General features: G+C 38.8%; 19 protein-coding genes and 2 riboswitches. Of the genes, 18 read left to right on the plus strand and 1 reads right to left on the minus strand.

From position 1 onward, the window contains the following. Positions 1–10: 10 nt before the first annotated feature. The 18 genes from SFC47_RS04765 (at position 11) to SFC47_RS04850 (ending at position 15,639) form a co-directional block, all read left to right on the plus strand. Positions 11–859, plus strand: coding sequence for an oxidoreductase (locus tag SFC47_RS04765; RefSeq protein WP_411253091.1), 849 nt, complete (start codon positions 11–13; stop codon positions 857–859). Positions 860–961: 102 nt separating this feature from the next. Next, positions 962–1,432 carry a GyrI-like domain-containing protein gene (locus SFC47_RS04770; protein WP_411253092.1) on the plus strand — a complete coding sequence of 157 codons (471 nt, stop codon included), beginning with the start codon at positions 962–964 and terminating at the stop codon, positions 1,430–1,432. Between the two features lie 88 nt (positions 1,433–1,520). Then, positions 1,521–1,669: riboswitch (FMN riboswitch) on the plus strand. A gap of 174 nt (positions 1,670–1,843) precedes the next feature. Continuing rightward, positions 1,844–2,497 (plus strand): riboflavin synthase, encoded by a 654-nt coding sequence (gene ribE / locus SFC47_RS04775; RefSeq protein ID WP_411253093.1) that lies wholly within the window; start codon positions 1,844–1,846, stop codon positions 2,495–2,497. A 36-nt stretch (positions 2,498–2,533) separates the two neighbouring features. After that, entirely contained in the window at positions 2,534–3,661 is a 1,128-nt protein-coding gene (gene ribB / locus SFC47_RS04780; protein ID WP_411253094.1) for a 3,4-dihydroxy-2-butanone-4-phosphate synthase, read from the plus strand. Positions 3,662–3,690: 29 nt separating this feature from the next. After that, positions 3,691–4,158, plus strand: coding sequence for a 6,7-dimethyl-8-ribityllumazine synthase (gene ribH / locus SFC47_RS04785; RefSeq protein ID WP_411253095.1), 468 nt, complete (start codon positions 3,691–3,693; stop codon positions 4,156–4,158). A gap of 72 nt (positions 4,159–4,230) precedes the next feature. Continuing rightward, positions 4,231–4,422, plus strand: a riboswitch (cobalamin riboswitch). A gap of 159 nt (positions 4,423–4,581) precedes the next feature. Next, the gene (locus tag SFC47_RS04790; protein WP_411253096.1) at positions 4,582–5,544 is read left to right on the plus strand and encodes an ABC transporter substrate-binding protein; all 963 of its coding nucleotides are present in this window, start codon (positions 4,582–4,584) and stop codon (positions 5,542–5,544) included. Then, positions 5,510–6,571 carry a FecCD family ABC transporter permease gene (locus SFC47_RS04795; protein WP_411253097.1) on the plus strand — a complete coding sequence of 354 codons (1,062 nt, stop codon included), beginning with the start codon at positions 5,510–5,512 and terminating at the stop codon, positions 6,569–6,571. The genes SFC47_RS04790 and SFC47_RS04795 overlap by 35 nt, the downstream gene beginning before the upstream one ends. Positions 6,572–6,573: 2 nt before the next feature. Beyond that, a complete protein-coding gene (locus tag SFC47_RS04800) occupies positions 6,574–8,040 on the plus strand; it encodes an adenosylcobinamide amidohydrolase (protein ID WP_411253098.1) in 1,467 nt (488 codons plus the stop codon). Continuing rightward, positions 8,037–9,020, plus strand: a complete 984-nt coding sequence (cbiB, locus tag SFC47_RS04805; RefSeq protein ID WP_411253099.1) for an adenosylcobinamide-phosphate synthase CbiB — start codon at positions 8,037–8,039, stop codon at positions 9,018–9,020. The genes SFC47_RS04800 and cbiB overlap by 4 nt, the downstream gene beginning before the upstream one ends. Beyond that, positions 8,977–10,053, plus strand: a complete 1,077-nt coding sequence (gene cobD / locus SFC47_RS04810; RefSeq protein WP_411253100.1) for a threonine-phosphate decarboxylase CobD — start codon at positions 8,977–8,979, stop codon at positions 10,051–10,053. The genes cbiB and cobD overlap by 44 nt, the downstream gene beginning before the upstream one ends. Continuing rightward, positions 10,035–10,610 (plus strand): bifunctional adenosylcobinamide kinase/adenosylcobinamide-phosphate guanylyltransferase, encoded by a 576-nt coding sequence (locus tag SFC47_RS04815; protein WP_411253101.1) that lies wholly within the window; start codon positions 10,035–10,037, stop codon positions 10,608–10,610. The genes cobD and SFC47_RS04815 overlap by 19 nt, the downstream gene beginning before the upstream one ends. After that, complete coding sequence (locus SFC47_RS04820) at positions 10,607–12,112, plus strand: cobyric acid synthase (protein WP_411253102.1); 1,506 nt, start codon at positions 10,607–10,609, stop codon at positions 12,110–12,112. Before SFC47_RS04815 ends, SFC47_RS04820 begins: the two co-directional genes overlap by 4 nt. Beyond that, positions 12,109–12,900: an adenosylcobinamide-GDP ribazoletransferase gene (gene cobS / locus SFC47_RS04825; RefSeq protein WP_411253103.1), complete on the plus strand. Its 792-nt coding sequence runs from the start codon at positions 12,109–12,111 to the stop codon at positions 12,898–12,900. Before SFC47_RS04820 ends, cobS begins: the two co-directional genes overlap by 4 nt. Further along, positions 12,870–13,469 carry a histidine phosphatase family protein gene (locus SFC47_RS04830; RefSeq protein ID WP_411253104.1) on the plus strand — a complete coding sequence of 200 codons (600 nt, stop codon included), beginning with the start codon at positions 12,870–12,872 and terminating at the stop codon, positions 13,467–13,469. The genes cobS and SFC47_RS04830 overlap by 31 nt, the downstream gene beginning before the upstream one ends. Then, complete coding sequence (locus tag SFC47_RS04835) at positions 13,421–13,861, plus strand: bifunctional adenosylcobinamide kinase/adenosylcobinamide-phosphate guanylyltransferase (protein WP_411253105.1); 441 nt, start codon at positions 13,421–13,423, stop codon at positions 13,859–13,861. Before SFC47_RS04830 ends, SFC47_RS04835 begins: the two co-directional genes overlap by 49 nt. Continuing rightward, positions 13,861–14,445: a cob(I)yrinic acid a,c-diamide adenosyltransferase gene (locus SFC47_RS04840; protein ID WP_411253625.1), complete on the plus strand. Its 585-nt coding sequence runs from the start codon at positions 13,861–13,863 to the stop codon at positions 14,443–14,445. The genes SFC47_RS04835 and SFC47_RS04840 overlap by 1 nt, the downstream gene beginning before the upstream one ends. Continuing rightward, complete coding sequence (locus SFC47_RS04845; protein ID WP_411253106.1) at positions 14,435–14,929, plus strand: ECF transporter S component; 495 nt, start codon at positions 14,435–14,437, stop codon at positions 14,927–14,929. Before SFC47_RS04840 ends, SFC47_RS04845 begins: the two co-directional genes overlap by 11 nt. After that, on the plus strand, positions 14,926–15,639 hold the full coding sequence (locus SFC47_RS04850; RefSeq protein WP_411253107.1) for an ATP-binding protein: 714 nt from the start codon (positions 14,926–14,928) through the stop codon (positions 15,637–15,639). The genes SFC47_RS04845 and SFC47_RS04850 overlap by 4 nt, the downstream gene beginning before the upstream one ends. Positions 15,640–15,661: 22 nt before the next feature. Here SFC47_RS04850 and SFC47_RS04855 read toward each other — a convergent pair whose 3' ends face one another. After that, complete coding sequence (locus tag SFC47_RS04855; protein ID WP_411253108.1) at positions 15,662–17,764, minus strand: PBP1A family penicillin-binding protein; 2,103 nt, start codon at positions 17,762–17,764, stop codon at positions 15,662–15,664. Positions 17,765–17,927 lie beyond the last annotated feature (163 nt).

Below are 17,927 nucleotides of genomic sequence, written 5' to 3' on the forward strand. Positions count from 1 at the left end.
AGATAAATAAATGAAAAATCAAACAGCTATCGTAACCGGTACATCAAGCGGATTCGGCTTAATTACTTCTGTAGCATTAGCTGGAAAAGGATTTACTGTTATAGCTGCCATGAGAAACTGTGAGAAAAAAGGTAAGCTTTTGCAGGAGGCACAAAAGCATGGAGTTGAATCTAATATCATTGTTCATGAATTAGATGTTACAAATGTTGGTTCAATCAAAGCCTTCCAAACATGGATTAATGATGAGTTTGGCAGAGTAGATGTATTGGTTAATAATGCTGGATACGCAGGGGCAGGGTTTGTGGAAGAAGTATCAATGGATGAATACCGCAAACAATTTGATACAAATGTATTTGGCGTCATCGCCGTCACGAAGGCGTTCTTGCCATTAATGAGGAGGCAGAAACGGGGCTGTATCATCAATATTAGCAGTATTAGCGGAAGAGTAGCTTTTCCTGGTCTTTCACCTTATGTTGCCTCAAAGTATGCTATCGAAGGCTGGAGTGAAAGTCTCCGCTTAGAAATGAAGCACTTTGGTGTGAAGGTAGTATTAATTGAACCAGGTTCCTACAAAACCAATATTTGGTCAACTGGGAAACAGGTTGCAGTAGAATCTTTACATTCACACTCACCCTATCATGCTTATATGCAAAAGATTGAAGGATATATTGCAAAAGGGGAAAACAGCTTTGGTAATCCCGAGGATGTGGCGAAAGAAATCGCTGAAATTGCAACATTACCAAATCCAGGTATTAGGTACCCAATTGGCACTGGAGTAAAAGCCACAATCTTTTTGAAAAATCTTTTACCGTGGAGAATATGGGAAAAAATAGTCCTAAGTAAATTGTTTGGAAAATAGAGGGTCAAGTTATGGATTCAAGATGTTGTATTTCTAAGGAAGGAATTTTAGGGGTAAAGTGAGAATAATAGATATATAGCAACATTTAGAGGAGTGATAGATATGGAGATTCAAGTACTTGAAAAAGAAGAGATCAATGTAATTGGAATTTCTGGTAGTGGCACTTATTCGCAAATGCACAATATACCAGATTTGTTTGATGAAATGAAAGTAAGACTAGAAGAGGTACCCAATCAAACACAGGATGCAGTCTTGATAACACCTTTTCATAGCAGAGAAACTGAATTTACCTTTTATGTCACGACACCAGTCGAAAAGGTAGAAAATGTTCCTGATGGTATGGTTGGATTTACCATTCCCCGTAAGAATTATGTTTACTCTTCCTACAAAGGAAGTCTAGAAGAATTGGAAAATACATACCGGAAAATGTTAGTGTGGATGGAAGAGTATGGGTATGATTTAGATGATCATGCTCTCTCCTTAAAAGTATTTAAAGAAAATAATTCTGGCGGCGAAGGCGGTGCAGATTTCGAACTTTATCTGCCTGTAAAAAGCTATAAGAATAACTACTAAAGCTCATTTTGGGGAGAAGATTTTATCTTCTCCTCCTTTATTTAGCATTTCTGAGTATTTTTATGTATACTAGAAGTAATCATATAGAATATTCCTTCGGGGTCAGGTGAAATTCCTAACCGGCGGTGATGAAGCAGAAAGCTTCTTAGTCCGTGACCCGGGTAACGTAAAAGTTATACGGTGGATCTGGTGAAACTCCAGAGCCGACAGTTAAAGTCTGGATGGGAGAAGGAAAAAAATTCTGGTTTATACAAGGGAGCAGTCTACCCTTTTTTAAGCCCTTATTTCTTATTGCCTTTTCCAAGGACCCTGAAGAGTATCATTTCTTCAGGGTCTTTTTTATTCTTGTATGAGTATAGTAAGAAAAATTTTTGCGTTTATTTGCAAAAAAAAGGGAAGGAGAAGAAAACTATGTTTACCGGAATTATTGAAGAACTAGGAGTAGTAGAAAGTATTCAGCGGAGTGGTGATTCATTTGTACTTTCGGTAGCAGCAAGTAAAATCTTAAAGGATGTCCACCTTGGAGACAGCATTGCGGTTAACGGCGTTTGTTTAACGGTAACAAGTTTCTCCAATAAACAGTTTACGGCAGATGTTATGCCTGAAACCGTTAAAGCCTCCAGCCTGCGATCTCTCAAAAACGGGTCAAAGGTGAATCTTGAAAGAGCCATGGCTGCAGGAGGCAGGTTTGGAGGACATTTTGTTTCAGGTCATATTGATGGAATCGGCGTCATTAAAAGTAAAAAAAGGGTTGAAAATGCAATTTATTATGAAATTGAGGCATCAAATGAAATATTAAAGTATGTAATCGAAAGAGGATCCATAGCCGTAGACGGTACAAGCTTAACTGTATTTGGAGTCAGTGATGAATCATTTACTTTATCCCTTATACCTCATACATTATCTGAAAGTATTATAGGTCTAAAGGATTCAGGTGATATTGTCAATTTAGAATGCGATATGATAGGAAAATATGTTGGTCACTTTTTAAGCAGCAGTCAACATAAACAAAAAAGCACCTCGGGTATCAGCGCCAGTTTTTTAGAAGAGAATGGTTTTGCCTGATACTTATTATCCGTTTATAGAAAGGGGAGAATAGTCATGTTTGATAAAATAGAAGAAGCTTTGTTGGATCTGCAAAATGGCAAAGTCATCATTGTATGTGATGACGAGGATCGAGAAAATGAAGGGGATTTTATCTCCTTAGCTGAAAAAGCCACACCAGAGGTTATCAACCTAATGGCCACACATGGAAGAGGCTTAATTTGTGTCCCGATAGACGAGGAATTAGCACAGAAATTAGAATTGTTTCCAATGGTTGCAGTAAATACAGACGTACATGGGACAGCGTTTACAGTCAGTATAGACCACAAATATTCTACCACAGGGATATCAGCCTTCGAGCGTTCGGCAACTGTACTTAGTATGCTGGACCCAGAATCAAAGCCCTCTGATTTTAAGCGGCCAGGTCATATATTCCCTTTAGTAGCCAAAAAAGGCGGCGTATTGAGGAGAACAGGGCATACGGAAGCTGCAGTAGACTTAGCGAGATTATGTGGTGCAAAGCCTGCTGGAGTCATTTGTGAAATCATGAATGAGGATGGAACAATGGCTCGTGTGCCGCAATTACGGAAAATTGCCGATGAATTGAATGTAAAGATGATTACCATAAAAGATTTGATTGAATACCGCAATAACAAAGATAAGTTAGTCAAACGAGAAGTGGAAATAAATCTGCCAACAGAATTTGGTGAATTCAAGGCTGCGGGGTATTCCAATGTAATTGATGGTAAAGAGCATTTAGCATTAATAAAAGGAGAAATCAATCCGGACGAGCCCATTCTAGTTCGTGTACATTCTGAATGCGTAACAGGTGATGTTTTTGGATCGTACCAATGTCAATGCAGACCACAGTTACATGCCGCATTAACACAAATTGAAAATGAAGGAACAGGTGTCCTCCTATACATTCGTCAGGGCGGGAGTGGTCTCTTAAATAAATTGCGTGAGGGCAGCCATAACACCTTTGACGGAAATGAAAAGAGTGGTTTAGGAGAAGAACTAAGGGAATTTGGTATCGGTGCCCAAGTTTTAAAAGATTTAGGGATTAGAAAAATGAAGCTTTTAACGAATAACCCGCGAAAAATCAAAGGCATTAAGGGTTATGATCTTGAAATTGTTCAAACCGTGCCATTGCAAATGGAACTACTTGATGAAAAGGTAAAATAATAAATTTAAACTTATATGGAGGTATTAGAATGGGTAATTTTTATGAAGGTAATTTAGTAGGCTCAGGTTTAAAGATTGGAATGGTTGTCGGTCGTTTTAATGAGTTTATTACAAGCAAATTGCTAAGTGGTGCACAGGATGCTTTAAAACGACATGGGGTTAGTGATGAAGATGTGGACATCGCATGGGTCCCAGGAGCATTTGAAATACCACTTATTGCACAAAAAATGGCGAATAGTAAAAAGTACGACGCTGTGATTACATTAGGCACCGTCATTCGCGGTTCTACGCCACATTTTGACTATGTGTGTAATGAAGTTGCCAAGGGTGTTTCAAAAATCAATTTGGATAGCGGCATCCCTGTTATTTTTGGTGTGTTAACAACAGATTCAATTGAACAAGCCATTGAGCGAGCAGGAACAAAGGCTGGAAATAAGGGCTGGGATGTAGCAACAGGGGCTATAGAAATGGCTAATTTAATCCGAAATATGGAATAAAAAAATATTTTTTGAAGAAATTTGTGGAAAATACTACTTTTTAAATTCTGATTCGATATAATAGTTCTATCATAAAAATATTGGAGAATAGGTGCTAAAATCTTCTTAAAGATTTTTAGCTTAAAAGGGAAGTTTGGTTAAAAGCCAACGCGGTCCCGCCACTGTAAATGGGAGCAACCTGCAATATGTCACTGTCAAATTGATGGGAAGACGCAGGAAGCCATGACCATGAGCCAGGAAACCTGCCTAATTCTTGTGCCCCAAATAACCTACGAGGATAGGGAGGTGTGGACGACTAGAGTCATTTTTTATAATGGAATCTAATCAAACCAACATCTCTACGTTACCGTAGAGATGTTTTTTTTATGGCGGCAATTTATTTTATGATGTAATTCGACTTAAACGTCATTAGGGGGAAAAAAAATGAAAAAATTATCATCATTATTACTAATTCTTTTGTTGACCATTGGTGCTTTAGCGGGATGCGGTGAACAGAAAGAACCTGTAAAGGATGAAGGAAACAGGAGCAGTGAGCAAAAAGGAGAGGAAACTGCGTTTCCAGTAACTATTAAAGATGCATTAGATAATGAGGTTACCATTGAGGCAAAACCAGAAAAAATCGTGTCATTGATTCCTAGTAATACAGAGATTGCTTTTGCACTCGGGATGGGAGAACAAATAGTTGGTGTGTCCGATTTTGACAATTATCCTGAAGAAGCCGCCACAAAAGAGAAAATAGGCGGGATGGAAATTAACATTGAAAAAATAATTTCATTGCAGCCAAATCTAGTGCTGGCACATGCTTCCGCAATGAATGGTACAGAAGGCCTGCAACAGTTAAGAGATGCCGGACTGACAGTGCTAGTTATTAATGATGCCCAAAATTTTGAGCAAGTATATGATTCGATTGCTATGATTGGCAAGGCTGCAGGCGAAAATAAGAAAGCAGAAGAACTAATTAAAAGTATGCAAGATAAATTAGCAGAAATTAAAGTTAAGGCTGGAGAAATCAAAGAGAAGAAAAAAGTATTTGTAGAGGTATCTCCTGCTCCAGAAGTGTTTACAACAGGAAAAAACACATTTATGGATGAAATGATTACGTTGATTAATGCAGAAAATACTGCAAATGACCAAGAAGGCTGGATTAAAATCGATCAAGAAGTGATGATTGAGCGAAATCCAGATGTCATCATAACCACTTATGGGAATTATACGGAAAATGCTGTAGAGCAAGTGATTGAAAGACAAGGCTGGGAAAATGTCAATGCTATTAAAAATAAGCAAGTCATTGATGTAGACTCAGATAGTGTGACCCGCTCTGGCCCAAGGATTGTAGAAGGAGTAGAGGAACTTGCAAAGGCTGTCTATCCTGAAGTTTTTAAATAATAAAATATTAGCCTACATCATTGCAGGAAGTTTCCTCATCTTTTCAGTATTATTAGGGATTTCGATAGGAACCGTTTCGGTTCCTATCATGACCATTATTCAAATCATAACGTCAAAGCTCTTTGGAAGTATTGCATTTGATCAAATCGACCCGATGTACTCAAGTATCGTTTTAAATATAAGACTGCCGAGAGTGATTTTGGCTGGTTTAGTAGGTGCATCACTCGCCATTAGTGGGGCAGCCTTTCAAGGACTATTACGAAATCCCTTAGCGGATCCATATACATTAGGAGTATCATCTGGTGCGTCTGTCGGGGCAGTACTCACTTTATTTTTTCAAATAACAATCCCTATCATCGGAGGATTTACACTTCCCTTACTCAGTATATTGTTTTCATGGGTAACTATTTTCATTGTGCTGGCCTTCGCCAGGAAAATTGAACGCTCGATGAGAGTAGAAACGATTATTTTAACTGGAATCATTTTTAGTTCCTTTCTCGGAGCCTTCATTTCACTAATGATTGCCTTAACTGGCGATGAACTAAGGCAAATTATTGGCTGGTTATTGGGAAGTGTATCGATGAGAGGCTGGGAATACATAAAAATTATTATCCCTTTCTTTGTGCTCGGTTCCATCATTCTGATCTTTAATGCGAAAGAATTAAATGCCATGTCGTTCGGTGAAGAACGTGCCCAGCATTTAGGTGTAAATGTTCAAAAGAGGAAACTGATCATCTTGACAGCCGGATCGGTTTTGACCGGAGCTGCAGTTGCGGTTTCAGGGACGATTGGTTTTGTCGGGCTTGTTATTCCGCATCTGACAAGATTATTATGGGGTCCCGATCATCAGCACCTGCTGCCGTTATCGATTATTACAGGAAGTGGATTTTTAATTCTAGCAGATTTAATTTCACGAACGATTATAGCTCCAACAGAGCTGCCGATTGGAGTTATAACAGCATTAATTGGTGCCCCTGTATTTGCAATAATCCTGCTGCAGAGAAAAAGGATGGAAAGAAGTGGTTAAGAATGCTTAGTGTTCAGAATGTCTCGGGCGGGTACTCACAAGAGGCGGTTTTAAAGGATATTTCCTTTGAAGTTCAATCAGGTGAGCTGTTCGGTATTTTGGGACCGAATGGAAGCGGCAAAACAACTCTGTTAAAAATGATTAGTGGAATCGTCCCGATAGGAAAGGGTGATATTTTCATTAAGGGAAAAAGACTGCAGGAGTTTAATTCAAAACAACTTGCTCAAATCATAGCAGTTTTATCACAACATTCTTCGCAGTCATTTTCTTATACCGTTAAAGAAACGGTTTCTCTTGGCCGCTATGCTCATCAAACAGGCTGGTTTCAGACTTGGGGAGAAAAGGATGAAAGGATCTTACAACGTGTTATGGAGCAGACAGGGATAACTTCTTTGCAAGCTAAAAGTATTCAAGAGTTATCCGGAGGAGAAAAACAAAGAGTTTTTCTTGCTCAGGCACTTGCCCAAGAACCTGAAATCCTGCTTTTAGATGAACCAACGAATCACTTAGATTTATCGTATCAAAAAGAATTACTGGATTTATTAAAATACTGGGCGAAAGAAACCGGTCTTACAGTTCTATCGATCTTTCATGATTTAAACCTTGCAGGCTTATACTGCGATCGATTACTGCTGCTTGAGAACGGCCGTATTAATATTAACCATATTCCGAATGAAGTGCTAAGAGAAGAGAAAATAAGAGAGGTCTACCATACTGAAGTTTTGAAGCATCCCCATCCAAAAATAGCAGCACCACAAATGGTGTTATTACCAGAAGAGAAGCTGGATAGGAAAAAAGTACATATCGATGAATCTTTACTAGTAATAACAAAAGAGTTTATCGAGTTAAAAGCCCCGTCTCCGCTAAGGACAATGTCCTCTGGAGTAATTGGGTCGGGAACAGGCTGGCATCAAGCCTTTGTTAACAGACATGTTGATAAGGACTATAATTGCAGCGATCATCGCAGGGAAATGGCAGATTTTTTAAAGGTAAATGGGTTTGAACCTTCTGAAACAGTAGGGATGATGACAGCAGTCGTCCTTCTTGATGCAGCTTATAAACACATCGAACATGCTGGTTTTTCGCTATTTGTTGTTGTAACTGCAGGAGTGGGTAACGCTGTAGATGCATCGAAAAGTTTCCAGCATTCATTCGAACAAGTGCCAGGCACCGTAAATACTTGGATTTTTGTTAATGGAGAATTAACCGAGGAGGCATTTATTCAAAGCATTATGACAGCGACAGAGGCAAAAGCAAAAGCGCTTCATGATTTAAGAATTATGGATTGCGTGACAGGCACCATTGCAACGGGTACTTCCACTGATAGTATCTTAATTGCTGCTACCCAGACGGGTGAGAGGCTGGAGTTTGCGGGGAGTATTACAGATTTAGGCAAACTGATTGGAAAAGCAGTATATGAATGCACTTTAGAGGGTATTCAAAAATCCATAAAAAGGAAAGGATTATGATTATCTATCATTTAACTGCGATAACCTTAGCGTATTTCATTGATAAGGTGATAGGGGATCCACCTCATTTACCACATCCTGTAAGATGGATAGGAACGTTGATTTCTTACTTTGAAAATCGTTTAAATCATGGCAAAAGAAAAAGAATTAAAGGGGTCGTAATGCTCCTTTTTGTTTTATTGATGGTATTATTTTTCGTTACTTTAATGGTCACAATAAGTTATCGAATTCATCCTATTTTTGGTATCGCAATTGAAGGGATCATCATTGCATCTGCTATTTCGCAAAAAAGCCTAAAGGAAGCTGCTCTCGATGTACACGCTCCGTTAGCGGAGGGGGACTTGGCAGCAGCTCGAATAAAACTATCTTACATTGTTGGCAGAGATACTGACGCACTAAATGAAAATGAAATTGCACGCGGAGCAATCGAGACGGTTGCAGAGAATACCAGTGATGGGGTAACGGCACCGCTGTTTTGGGCGCTTTTAGGTGGTGCACCGCTTGCAATGGTCTACCGCGCTGCGAATACCTGTGATTCAATGGTTGGTTATATGAATGATAGATATAAAGATTTTGGCTGGGCGTCTGCAAAATGGGATGATGTGATGAACTGGATTCCCAGCAGGATAACTGGAATTCTAATGTTAATAGGAACAAAGCCTTTAAGAATAGAGCCCCAAAAGGCTTGGAAAATATTATTCCGTGATGCCAAGAAGCATCCGAGCCCGAACAGCGGCTGGGGAGAAGCGGCGGTGGCAGCTATTTTGGGGATTCAGCTTGGCGGTCTTAATTATTACAAAGGTGTTGTTTCGAACCGTGCAAAAATGGGGGATCCATTAGTTCCTATACAAGCTGATCATATTTTAATAACCAATAAAATTTTAGATAAGACGGTCTTTTTATTTTTACTAATGTTATGGATAGGTGGGATGATTTTTGAAATTGCCTTCACATGGCTCAAATCCGCAGCACCTTTTTAAATCGCTGGGACTTTCACTCCCGGAGAAGTATGTTGATTTTAGTGCAAATATTAATCCGCTCGGTCCTCCTCCTGAACTAAGAGAAAAATGGTCTGATTTTTATTCGGAAATTACCGTTTATCCTGATCCTTTTGCTGAAAAGCTTAGGTACAGAATTGCTGATAGAGAACAAATTTCGGTTGATTCAATTCTTATTGGAAATGGAGGAGCCGAACTAATCACCCTAATTGCTAGGTTTCTTTCCGGAAAAAAGGTCGTTGTGTCAGAGCCAGCATTTTCTGAATACGAAAAGGCATGTCGTGCGAACGATTGTGAAATTAAGTACCATCAATTAATGGAACCTAATTTTGAATTATGTGTGGATCAGCTGCTTCCAAGCTTATCGGGTGCAGATGCTTTGTTTTTATGTAATCCGAACAATCCTACTGGTATTCAATATCCAGTGTCAACGGTAATTTCAATCATACAGGAATGTGAAAAACAAAATTGCTTTGTGATATTGGATGAAGCTTTTTATGATTTCTTAGAAAACTACCAATCTTTCATCCCCTATATAAATAAGTTTTCTAATTTAATTATTATTCGGTCCATGACCAAGATGTTTGCCATTCCAGGGATTCGTTTAGGGTATATGGTTGCAGCCCCGGATTTAATTGCAAATATCAGCAAATTACAGCCGCATTGGAGCATTAATAGTATTGCATTAATGGCAGGGGATCTCTGTTTACAAAATGAAGAATTTATTAAAGAGTCTCAAGTGTATATCTCTGAAGAAAGGGAGAGACTATTTACGTTTTTCAGGGAAAATGGTTTTGTAGTCACAGCATCACAAGTTAATTTTTATCTGTTACGAGACCCTAAACTAAAGGAACAGAAAGCTCTTTTTAAATTCTTATTACAAAAAGGAATTATTCCCCGACATACCTTTAACTTTCCTGGTTTGGAAGGGAATTGGCTTCGTTTTGCGATTAAGAGCAGTGCAGAAAATAGTAAATTAATGGAGGTCTTGTTAGAATGGCAGCAGCTTCATTAATCTTTATTACGGGCGGGGTAAGGAGCGGAAAAAGCAGCTTTGCAGAAAGAATGGCAGTAGAACTAGCAGTGAAAAATGATGGGAGTCAATTAACCTACTTAGCAACCGGTGTGGCTTCCGACCAAGAAATGCGAGAACGAATCGCAAAGCATCAAAGTGATCGCATGCATGGAAAGTTTCGTTGGAGAACGGTTGAACAATCACAAAATATTGGAGAGATTGCGGGTCTATTTAATAAAGAGGATATTATTCTAATCGATTGTGTAACAACCCTTTTAAATAATGAGCTGTTTTCATCTAATCAGAATTGGGATGATTCTTTATTATCTCATGTAACGGAAACAATCATGAGCGGTATCAATGCAATACGAGAAAGAGCAAAAGTGTTAATCGTTGTTAGTAACGAAGTCTTCTATGAGTCCATCGCGGAAAATGAACTTGTTTTCTCCTATGCACAAATTCTCGGAAGGATCCATCAACAAATCGTGAAGAAGTGTGATCATGCCTTTTTGGTTGAAGCAGGAATACCGATCAACATGAAGGGGGTAAGGGAATGAAAGGTGTTATGATACAAGGAACATCATCTGATGTCGGGAAAAGCCTTATTGTAACTGCCCTTTGCCGAATGTTTGCCAATGAAGGCAGAAAAGTTGTACCCTTCAAATCTCAAAATATGTCTAATAATTCTTATGTAACCAAAGACGGAAAGGAAATTGGAAGAGCACAGGGAATCCAGGCAGAGGCTGCAAAAATTGAGGCAGCAGTATGGATAAATCCTATTCTTTTAAAGCCCCGCTCGCATCAGGATTCAGAGATTGTTTATTTAGGTAAACCGTTGAAAACTCTTTCTGGAAGAGGGTATCGAGATACTTTCTACGAAAAAGGACTTGATGTTATAAAAAAGTCTTTAGACCAGCTATCGACCGAATATGAATTAGTGGTCATAGAAGGGGCAGGAAGTCCGGTTGAAATCAATTTGAAGGACCGGGAACTTGTAAATATGAAAGTTGCAGAGCTCGCAGATGTTCCTGTGATCCTTGTAGGTGATATCGACCGAGGCGGAGTTTTTGCAAGCATTGTTGGAACTCTCGAGCTTTTGGAGCCAGAAGAAAGGAAAAGGGTGGCAGGGCTAATTATTAATAAATTCCGCGGAGATATCAGTTTGTTCGAAGACGGAATTCACTGGCTGGAAAAGAAGACGGGGCTCCCCGTTTTAGGTGTTTTGCCCTATATTGAAAATCATATGATTGATGGAGAGGATTCTTTGTCACTAAGCGAACAATTTGCAGCCACGAAAAAGGGCAGTCTGGATATTGCTGTAATCCAGTTGCCGTTTATCTCAAATTATAGTGATTTGGAACCGTTTTTATATGAAAAAGATGTGTCGGTACGCTGGGTGAAACAGGCTTCTGAATTTGGTACTCCTGATGCCATTATAATACCTGGAACAAAGAGTACAATTAATGATTTAGAGAGTTTAAGAGAATCAGGGTTAGACTTATTAATTCAAGATCAAATTGATAAAGGGTGTTATGTTGTAGGTGTTTGCGGCGGATATCAAATACTTGGTGAAGAAATCATTGATGAAGCTGGTTCAGATACAGGGTTGGTGAACAAACGAGTAGAAGGTTTGGGGTTTGTACCGGGAACAACAATATTTTATGAAGAGAAAAAAACGGTAAGAGCAGCTGGAGTATACCATGAGAATACTGGATTGCCGGCTGATGGAAGGCTGGAAGGGTTCGAAATTCATTTGGGTAAAACGGTTTTACGTGAGAATGGATGCTCATTTTTATTGCTTGAGAATGGCAGGGAAGAAGGGTATTTCAGCAGGAATGGTCAAATCATTGGGACGTATCTTCATCATCTTTTTCATAATGACGAATGGAGAAATACTTGGTTAAATCTTATTCGGAAAAGTAAAGGATTACAGAGTAAAGAAACCACATTTATAAGAGAATCCCAAGATAAGAGATACGATGAAATCGCGGACACAATGAAAGAACATTTAAACTACGAGATGTTAAATGACATCATCAACAACTGGTGCATGGAATGAGAAAGTTTTTAAAGGGTTTCTTAATCAATTTGCAATTTTTCACTGTAATACCCGTCCACCTTGAGTTACCAATGGACAAACCACATTTAAAAAGCGCTGTTCAAGCTTTCCCGCTGCTTGGCCTTTTTCAAGGGGGAATCATTTCTGGGTTATTTTTCCTATTGCTAGAATATACTCCTTTTTCCAATCTTGCATCAGCATTTCTCCTTTGGTTAATGAGTATTTTCTTAACAGGCGGAATCCACTTGGATGGCTGGATGGATGCAAGTGACGGGTATTTTTCTTACAAAGATCAAAAAAAGAGATTACAAATAATGAATGATCCTAGAACGGGTGCCTTTGGTGTTATCTCAGTCATTGTGCTGTTAAGCAGCCGTTTCCTTTTTATCTATGAGATAACTATTAATGTACATGCTGTTTCCTATCTGATGATTACTGCAATTCCATTGTTAAGTAAAAGCGTTATGGGTCTAATGTTGTTAACAGTAAAGTCTGCAAAAAAAGAAGGACTTGGAGCACTTTTTCAAAATGCTGCAACACCAAAGGATTTATGGAGCTATCTTGTTTATTTGATTGGATTCTTTGCTATCCTGCTAATATTTGCCGGCGGATTTTATAATTTCTTAATATTGCTGGCAGCAGCATTATTGAGTTTTCTATTTTGCAGCCGAAAAGCTGTAAAGTGGTTTGGCGGCATTACGGGCGATATTTTAGGAGCAACAGTAGAAGGGACTGAGTTATTTCTATGGATGACACTGTGGTTGTTGCATTATTTCGTCATGGTCTAACAAAGGAGAATAAGCGGAAAGCTTATTTAGGGTGGAATGATTCCCCTCTATGCTCTGAGTCAACGAAAATCAGCACAAAAAACAGATACGAGCTCTATTTTTCTAGTGATTTACCAAGGTGCATAAGCACAGCAAATATACTTTTCCCAAAGAATGAGCTGCACCTTCTAACTCATTTACGAGAAATGAATTTTGGTGAATGGGAAGGAAAAACCTTTGAAGATTTAAAAGAAGTCCCTCTTTACCAACGTTGGCTCTCAGATCCTAAATCTTTAAGACCTCCAGAAGGAGAATCATTTTTGGAGTTCACTAAAAGGGTTTCAATTGGCTGGGATAATATTACGAAAGAGGTTTTTTCTCAAAATATTCAACGTTGCGCAATTATGACACATGGCGGGGTTATTCGGTATTTATTATCTGAATTTGCACCTCAGTATCGAGATTTTTGGTCGTGGCAAGTCCCGCATCATCAAGGATATGAACTTGTTTTTGAAAAAGAAGCACTAAGGAGGCGTGACCGTTGCACTTTATTACGGGAGGTGCCTTTAACGGCAAAAAAGCTTGGGTAAAAGAGAATTATGGGGATAGAGGCACTTGGCTTTCTGCCTATCAGAACCAACCTTTTAATGTACACCATATAGGTAGTAATTTGCTCATCTTAGAAGGAGTTGAAGTTTGGTTGAAAAAGTTAACGAAAACCTATGATTCCAACGGGTGTCGTGAAATCTGGAAAACCACCATCCACCAATGGATTCTGTGGGAAAACGCTGAAACTCACCGAGATCTTATTGTGATAGGGAATGATATTACAAAGGGAATAGTTCCTATGGAGAAAGAGAATCGATTATGGCGGGACGTAACTGGATGGGCTTATCAAGATCTTGCAGCTAAAGCAGATAAAGTAGATATTATTTGGTATGGTTTAAATCAAACAATCAAAAAAACGGGGGATGAGAAGTGATGAGACTTTATACTAGAACAGGTGACAAAGGAAAGACAAGTATTATTGGAGGAAGAGTTGACAAGGATGATATTCGAGTAGAGGCTTATGGAACAGTTGATGAAGTGAACTGCTTTGTGGGACAGGTAATGACTGAGCTTGATGCAGAAATATTTGGGGATGTCCTAGCTGATCTTGAGAAAATTCAGCATGAATTATTTGATTGTGGCGGAGATCTAGCCAACATATCTGATAAAGTAGAATATAAGCTTGAGAAAGAGTCCATTGATTACTTAGAAAAGAAAATTGATGAATACATTCAAGAAGCTCCAGAGCTAGAGAGATTTATATTGCCTGGAGGAACTAAGCCTTCTGCCTCGATTCATATTGCGAGAACGGTAACAAGAAGAGCAGAGAGGTTAGTCGTTACATTAATGAAGAACGACGAAAAGACGCCGGAATTAGCCTTGAAATATTTAAATCGTCTTTCTGATTATTTCTTTGCCTTAGCCAGGGTAGTGAATTTCCGGCTCAATGTAAAAGACGTAGAATATGTTCGAAGTGCAAAAGTGTTTAGGGATGGGAAACGTAAAGATGAAAAGTAGAATGCTAAGTTTATTGGCATTGTTTTCAGCATTATCAGCAGTTGGGGCTATGATCAAAATTCCTGCAATCGTAGGCAGTGTAGCGTTTGATGTTTTTCCAGCTTTACTGGCTGCTGCCTTGTTAGGAACTGGTGGAGGAGCAATTGTTGGTGCGTTTGGGCATTTATTATCTGCTCTCATATCAGGGTTTCCATTAGGACCGATGCATGTATTAATTGCACTCGAAATGGCTTTTCTAGTCTTTCTTTTTGGTGTTCTTTATAAGAAGAATAAAAAAAATACTGCTGGTATTCTCTTTATTCTTATGAATTCATTCGCTGCACCCTTGCCGTTTATTATTTTAATGAGTAAGGAATTTTATGTTGCTTTAGTTCCATCATTGCTAATTGGTTCAATGATTAATTGCGTATTGGCCATTGTGGCAATTCCGCGGTTAAGAGCATTATTTAAACAAAATTTGATCAACGAAGATGTGAAATTATGAGAGATATTATTTCCATCCCGCTAAATAACGAAGAGTCGCTTATAATTGCAAGTGATAATAGCGGCGGCATTGGGATGAAAAAAGAAGATTATGTTCATGTTTCATACGAAACTGCCGCCTATTTCTCATTTAGAGTGGCAGCAATGGAATGCATTTCAGCAGGAGGAGAGCCGGTTTCAGTTGTACTTCATAACTTTTGTGGCGATGATTCTTGGAGTGAGCTTGTCAATGGAGTTCAAAAAGGGTTAGAAGAATTAAGCCTGGAGAATGTACCGATAACAGGGAGTACAGAGAGTAATTTCGACTTACACCAGTCCGCAATTGGATTAGTTGTTCTCGGTAAAAGGCATATATCCAAGAGATTTGATAAGAATTTCTCAAATGAACTTTCGTTCGCCATTATTGGCAGACCATTGGTTGGCGATGAAGTGATTAAGCACACCGGCCAAGTGGTTCCTTTATCAATTTTTCAAAAAATCGCTCAGCTTGAAGAAATAATGGTTTGGCCAGTCGGGTCAAAAGGAATTTTATATGAGTTGAATCAGATGTTTACAAATAAAGAATTTACAAAAGAAATGCTACTTACAAATCTTGATGTCTTAAAATCATCAGGACCTGCAACCTGCTTCATTATTGCCTTTAATCAAAATCAAGAACAGCCTATAAAAAAAATAGCAGCAGCATTTTACCATTCCATTATTGTCAAATAAAATAGCACGCCGTTACGGCGTGCTATTCTTTTAATCCTTGTAATTTTTGGATAATCGTATCGATACCTTTTCCAATTGTGATCATCGCATCCTCAAAACCCTTTTTCCATACTGGTGCTTGTTCTTGAATCTTTTCACCGAGCTTTTGGGCATTTTGATTTAATTCTTTTGTGATTTTCTCTGCCTGCTTTTTTATCTCTTCTCTTGTTTGTGTTTTACCAGCTAATTGGTCATTAATAGAAATGACATCAAAAGTTTCACGTTGCCTATGAGCGATGGATGATTTCATGATTTCTTTGAAAATCGGGACCACATTCCCAGAGCCGCTGCTTGGTAGATAATGCTGCCGGTCAGTTTGATCATAACCTATCCATATCGCTGCGACTAAATTAGGTGTGTAACCAACCATCCATTGATCCTTCGTACCGTTTATATCATTAAATGGAAGCTGGGTAGAGCCTGTTTTTCCAGCTATCTGAACATCAGGAATTCGAGCGTTTTTGCCAGTACCAGATTCTACAACATTAAGAAGCATAGCAGTCATCTTATCGGCATTTTCCTTAGAAGTTACCTTTGTGGTTTCCGGTTTTCGCTCCGCAATGATATTTCCAGTGGGGCCGACAATTTTTGTAATAAGATGGCTGTCTTGCCGCTTGCCGCCATTTGGAAAAGCGGAGAATGCATTGGCTAATTGAAGCGGAGATATTCCTTTCGTCATTCCGCCTAAAGCAATCGCAAGATGTTTATCTTCTTTTTCAACAGGCAATCCAAAGGTTTTGAGCTTGTCTAATCCTTTCTCAAGACCAATCTCATTTAAGAGCCATACGGCTGGGATATTTAACGAATCCTCCAAGGCTTTATACATTGGAACTTTACCCTGATAAGTTTTTGAGAAATTTTCTGGTTTGTATTCTCCAAAAGAGGTTGGCTCATCAACGAGCTCGGAGTTAAATGTATAACCATCTTCTAGAGCCGGTATATATACCGCGAGCGGTTTAAATGTTGAACCTGGCTGTGCCTTTAACTGGGTGGCGCGGTTAAAGCCCCTAAACACATGTTCTCCACGGCCGCCAACCAGAGCGAGTACTCCTCCTGAAGCAGGGTCCATTAGAACAGAACCGGTTTCAACTATAGTATCACCAGTACTTTTCGGAAAAAGGGATTTATTATTATTCACCTTTTCGAGTCCTGTTTGAAGGTTTTGGTCTAATTCAGTATAGATCCGGTAACCTCTGGTTAAAATCTCCTCCTGAGTTAATCCATATTTATTGATTGCTTCGTTTAAGACCGCATCCACATAATAAGGATATTTACGTTCAACAAAACTTCCGCTGCCGGTATTAATTTTAATCTTTTCTTCCTTTGCCGCAGTGTATTGATCCTTTGTAATGATCTTAAGCTCATTCATTTTACTAAGAACGACATTTTTTCGTTTTATTGCTTCGTCATAATTTTTTGTTGGGTCAAGGTAGTTTGGTGACTGCAATAATCCTGCAAGCAAAGCTGCCTCGCTGATGGTAACCTCTTTAATATCTTTATTAAAATATCTTTTTGAGGCATTACTAATCCCCCAAGCACCGCTGCCAAAGTAAACCTGATTTAAGTACATTTGCAGAATTTCATCTTTCTTATAAACCTTTTCAATCTTCACTGCTAAAAATAACTCTTCTGCTTTTCGTTTATAGGTTTGTTCTGGGGAAAGCAAAGCATTTTTGGCTAATTGCTGAGTCAGCGTAGAGCCTCCGCCAGTAATCTCTCCAGCAAATAAATTGTTGAAGAGTGCCCTCATAATACCCTTAAGATCAAATCCTTTATGTTCATAAAAGCGTTCATCTTCAATGGCGACAACAGCCCCTGGAACATAATTCGGGAGCTCTTTAATCTCAATCCCGCCAGTCCGATTGGTCGCAACATTTGTAGCGACTCTTTCTTTATGATCATAAATGACAGTCGGTTGACTGAGACCTTCCTTTAATGTCTGGACATTTGCCCTTGATGCAAGCCATCCAAAATAAACAATCGTTACGAGAATGATAATCAGAATGGCTAATAATAATAGCTGTGTAATATGCTTCTTTTTCCAGAAGCGGACAATTATTTCCCAATAGGGGCGTAATTTCTCCATGCGGTCTCCTTTCTACAAAAGGATTTTTGCTGTTTTTATTATAAATTTAATATCAGAAAAACTCCAATCATTGCCCTTTCTAAGAATTCTGTGATATTAGCGGACAACCATTTCTGGTCCAATCATATGTTAATAGAAAGTATGTTTAAACGTTTAAGAAAGG

It is taken from the genome of Neobacillus niacini, assembly GCF_046591715.1.
Lineage (GTDB): Bacteria > Bacillota > Bacilli > Bacillales > Cytobacillaceae > Neobacillus > Neobacillus niacini_L.

What these genes read in the sequence shown, in the direction of transcription:
- SFC47_RS04765 (WP_411253091.1), top strand. Translation starts at nt 11, where the DNA reads ATGAAAAATCAAACAGCTATCGTAACCGGTACATCAAGCGGATTCGGC.
- SFC47_RS04770 (WP_411253092.1), top strand. Translation starts at nt 962, where the DNA reads ATGGAGATTCAAGTACTTGAAAAAGAAGAGATCAATGTAATTGGAATT.
- ribE (WP_411253093.1), top strand. Translation starts at nt 1,844, where the DNA reads ATGTTTACCGGAATTATTGAAGAACTAGGAGTAGTAGAAAGTATTCAG.
- ribB (WP_411253094.1), top strand. Translation starts at nt 2,534, where the DNA reads ATGTTTGATAAAATAGAAGAAGCTTTGTTGGATCTGCAAAATGGCAAA.
- ribH (WP_411253095.1), top strand. Translation starts at nt 3,691, where the DNA reads ATGGGTAATTTTTATGAAGGTAATTTAGTAGGCTCAGGTTTAAAGATT.
- SFC47_RS04790 (WP_411253096.1), top strand. Translation starts at nt 4,582, where the DNA reads ATGAAAAAATTATCATCATTATTACTAATTCTTTTGTTGACCATTGGT.
- SFC47_RS04800 (WP_411253098.1), top strand. Translation starts at nt 6,574, where the DNA reads ATGCTTAGTGTTCAGAATGTCTCGGGCGGGTACTCACAAGAGGCGGTT.
- cbiB (WP_411253099.1), top strand. Translation starts at nt 8,037, where the DNA reads ATGATTATCTATCATTTAACTGCGATAACCTTAGCGTATTTCATTGAT.
- SFC47_RS04815 (WP_411253101.1), top strand. Translation starts at nt 10,035, where the DNA reads ATGGCAGCAGCTTCATTAATCTTTATTACGGGCGGGGTAAGGAGCGGA.
- SFC47_RS04820 (WP_411253102.1), top strand. Translation starts at nt 10,607, where the DNA reads ATGAAAGGTGTTATGATACAAGGAACATCATCTGATGTCGGGAAAAGC.
- cobS (WP_411253103.1), top strand. Translation starts at nt 12,109, where the DNA reads ATGAGAAAGTTTTTAAAGGGTTTCTTAATCAATTTGCAATTTTTCACT.
- SFC47_RS04840 (WP_411253625.1), top strand. Translation starts at nt 13,861, where the DNA reads ATGAGACTTTATACTAGAACAGGTGACAAAGGAAAGACAAGTATTATT.
- SFC47_RS04845 (WP_411253106.1), top strand. Translation starts at nt 14,435, where the DNA reads ATGAAAAGTAGAATGCTAAGTTTATTGGCATTGTTTTCAGCATTATCA.
- SFC47_RS04850 (WP_411253107.1), top strand. Translation starts at nt 14,926, where the DNA reads ATGAGAGATATTATTTCCATCCCGCTAAATAACGAAGAGTCGCTTATA.
- SFC47_RS04855 (WP_411253108.1), bottom strand. Translation starts at nt 17,764, where the DNA reads ATGGAGAAATTACGCCCCTATTGGGAAATAATTGTCCGCTTCTGGAAA.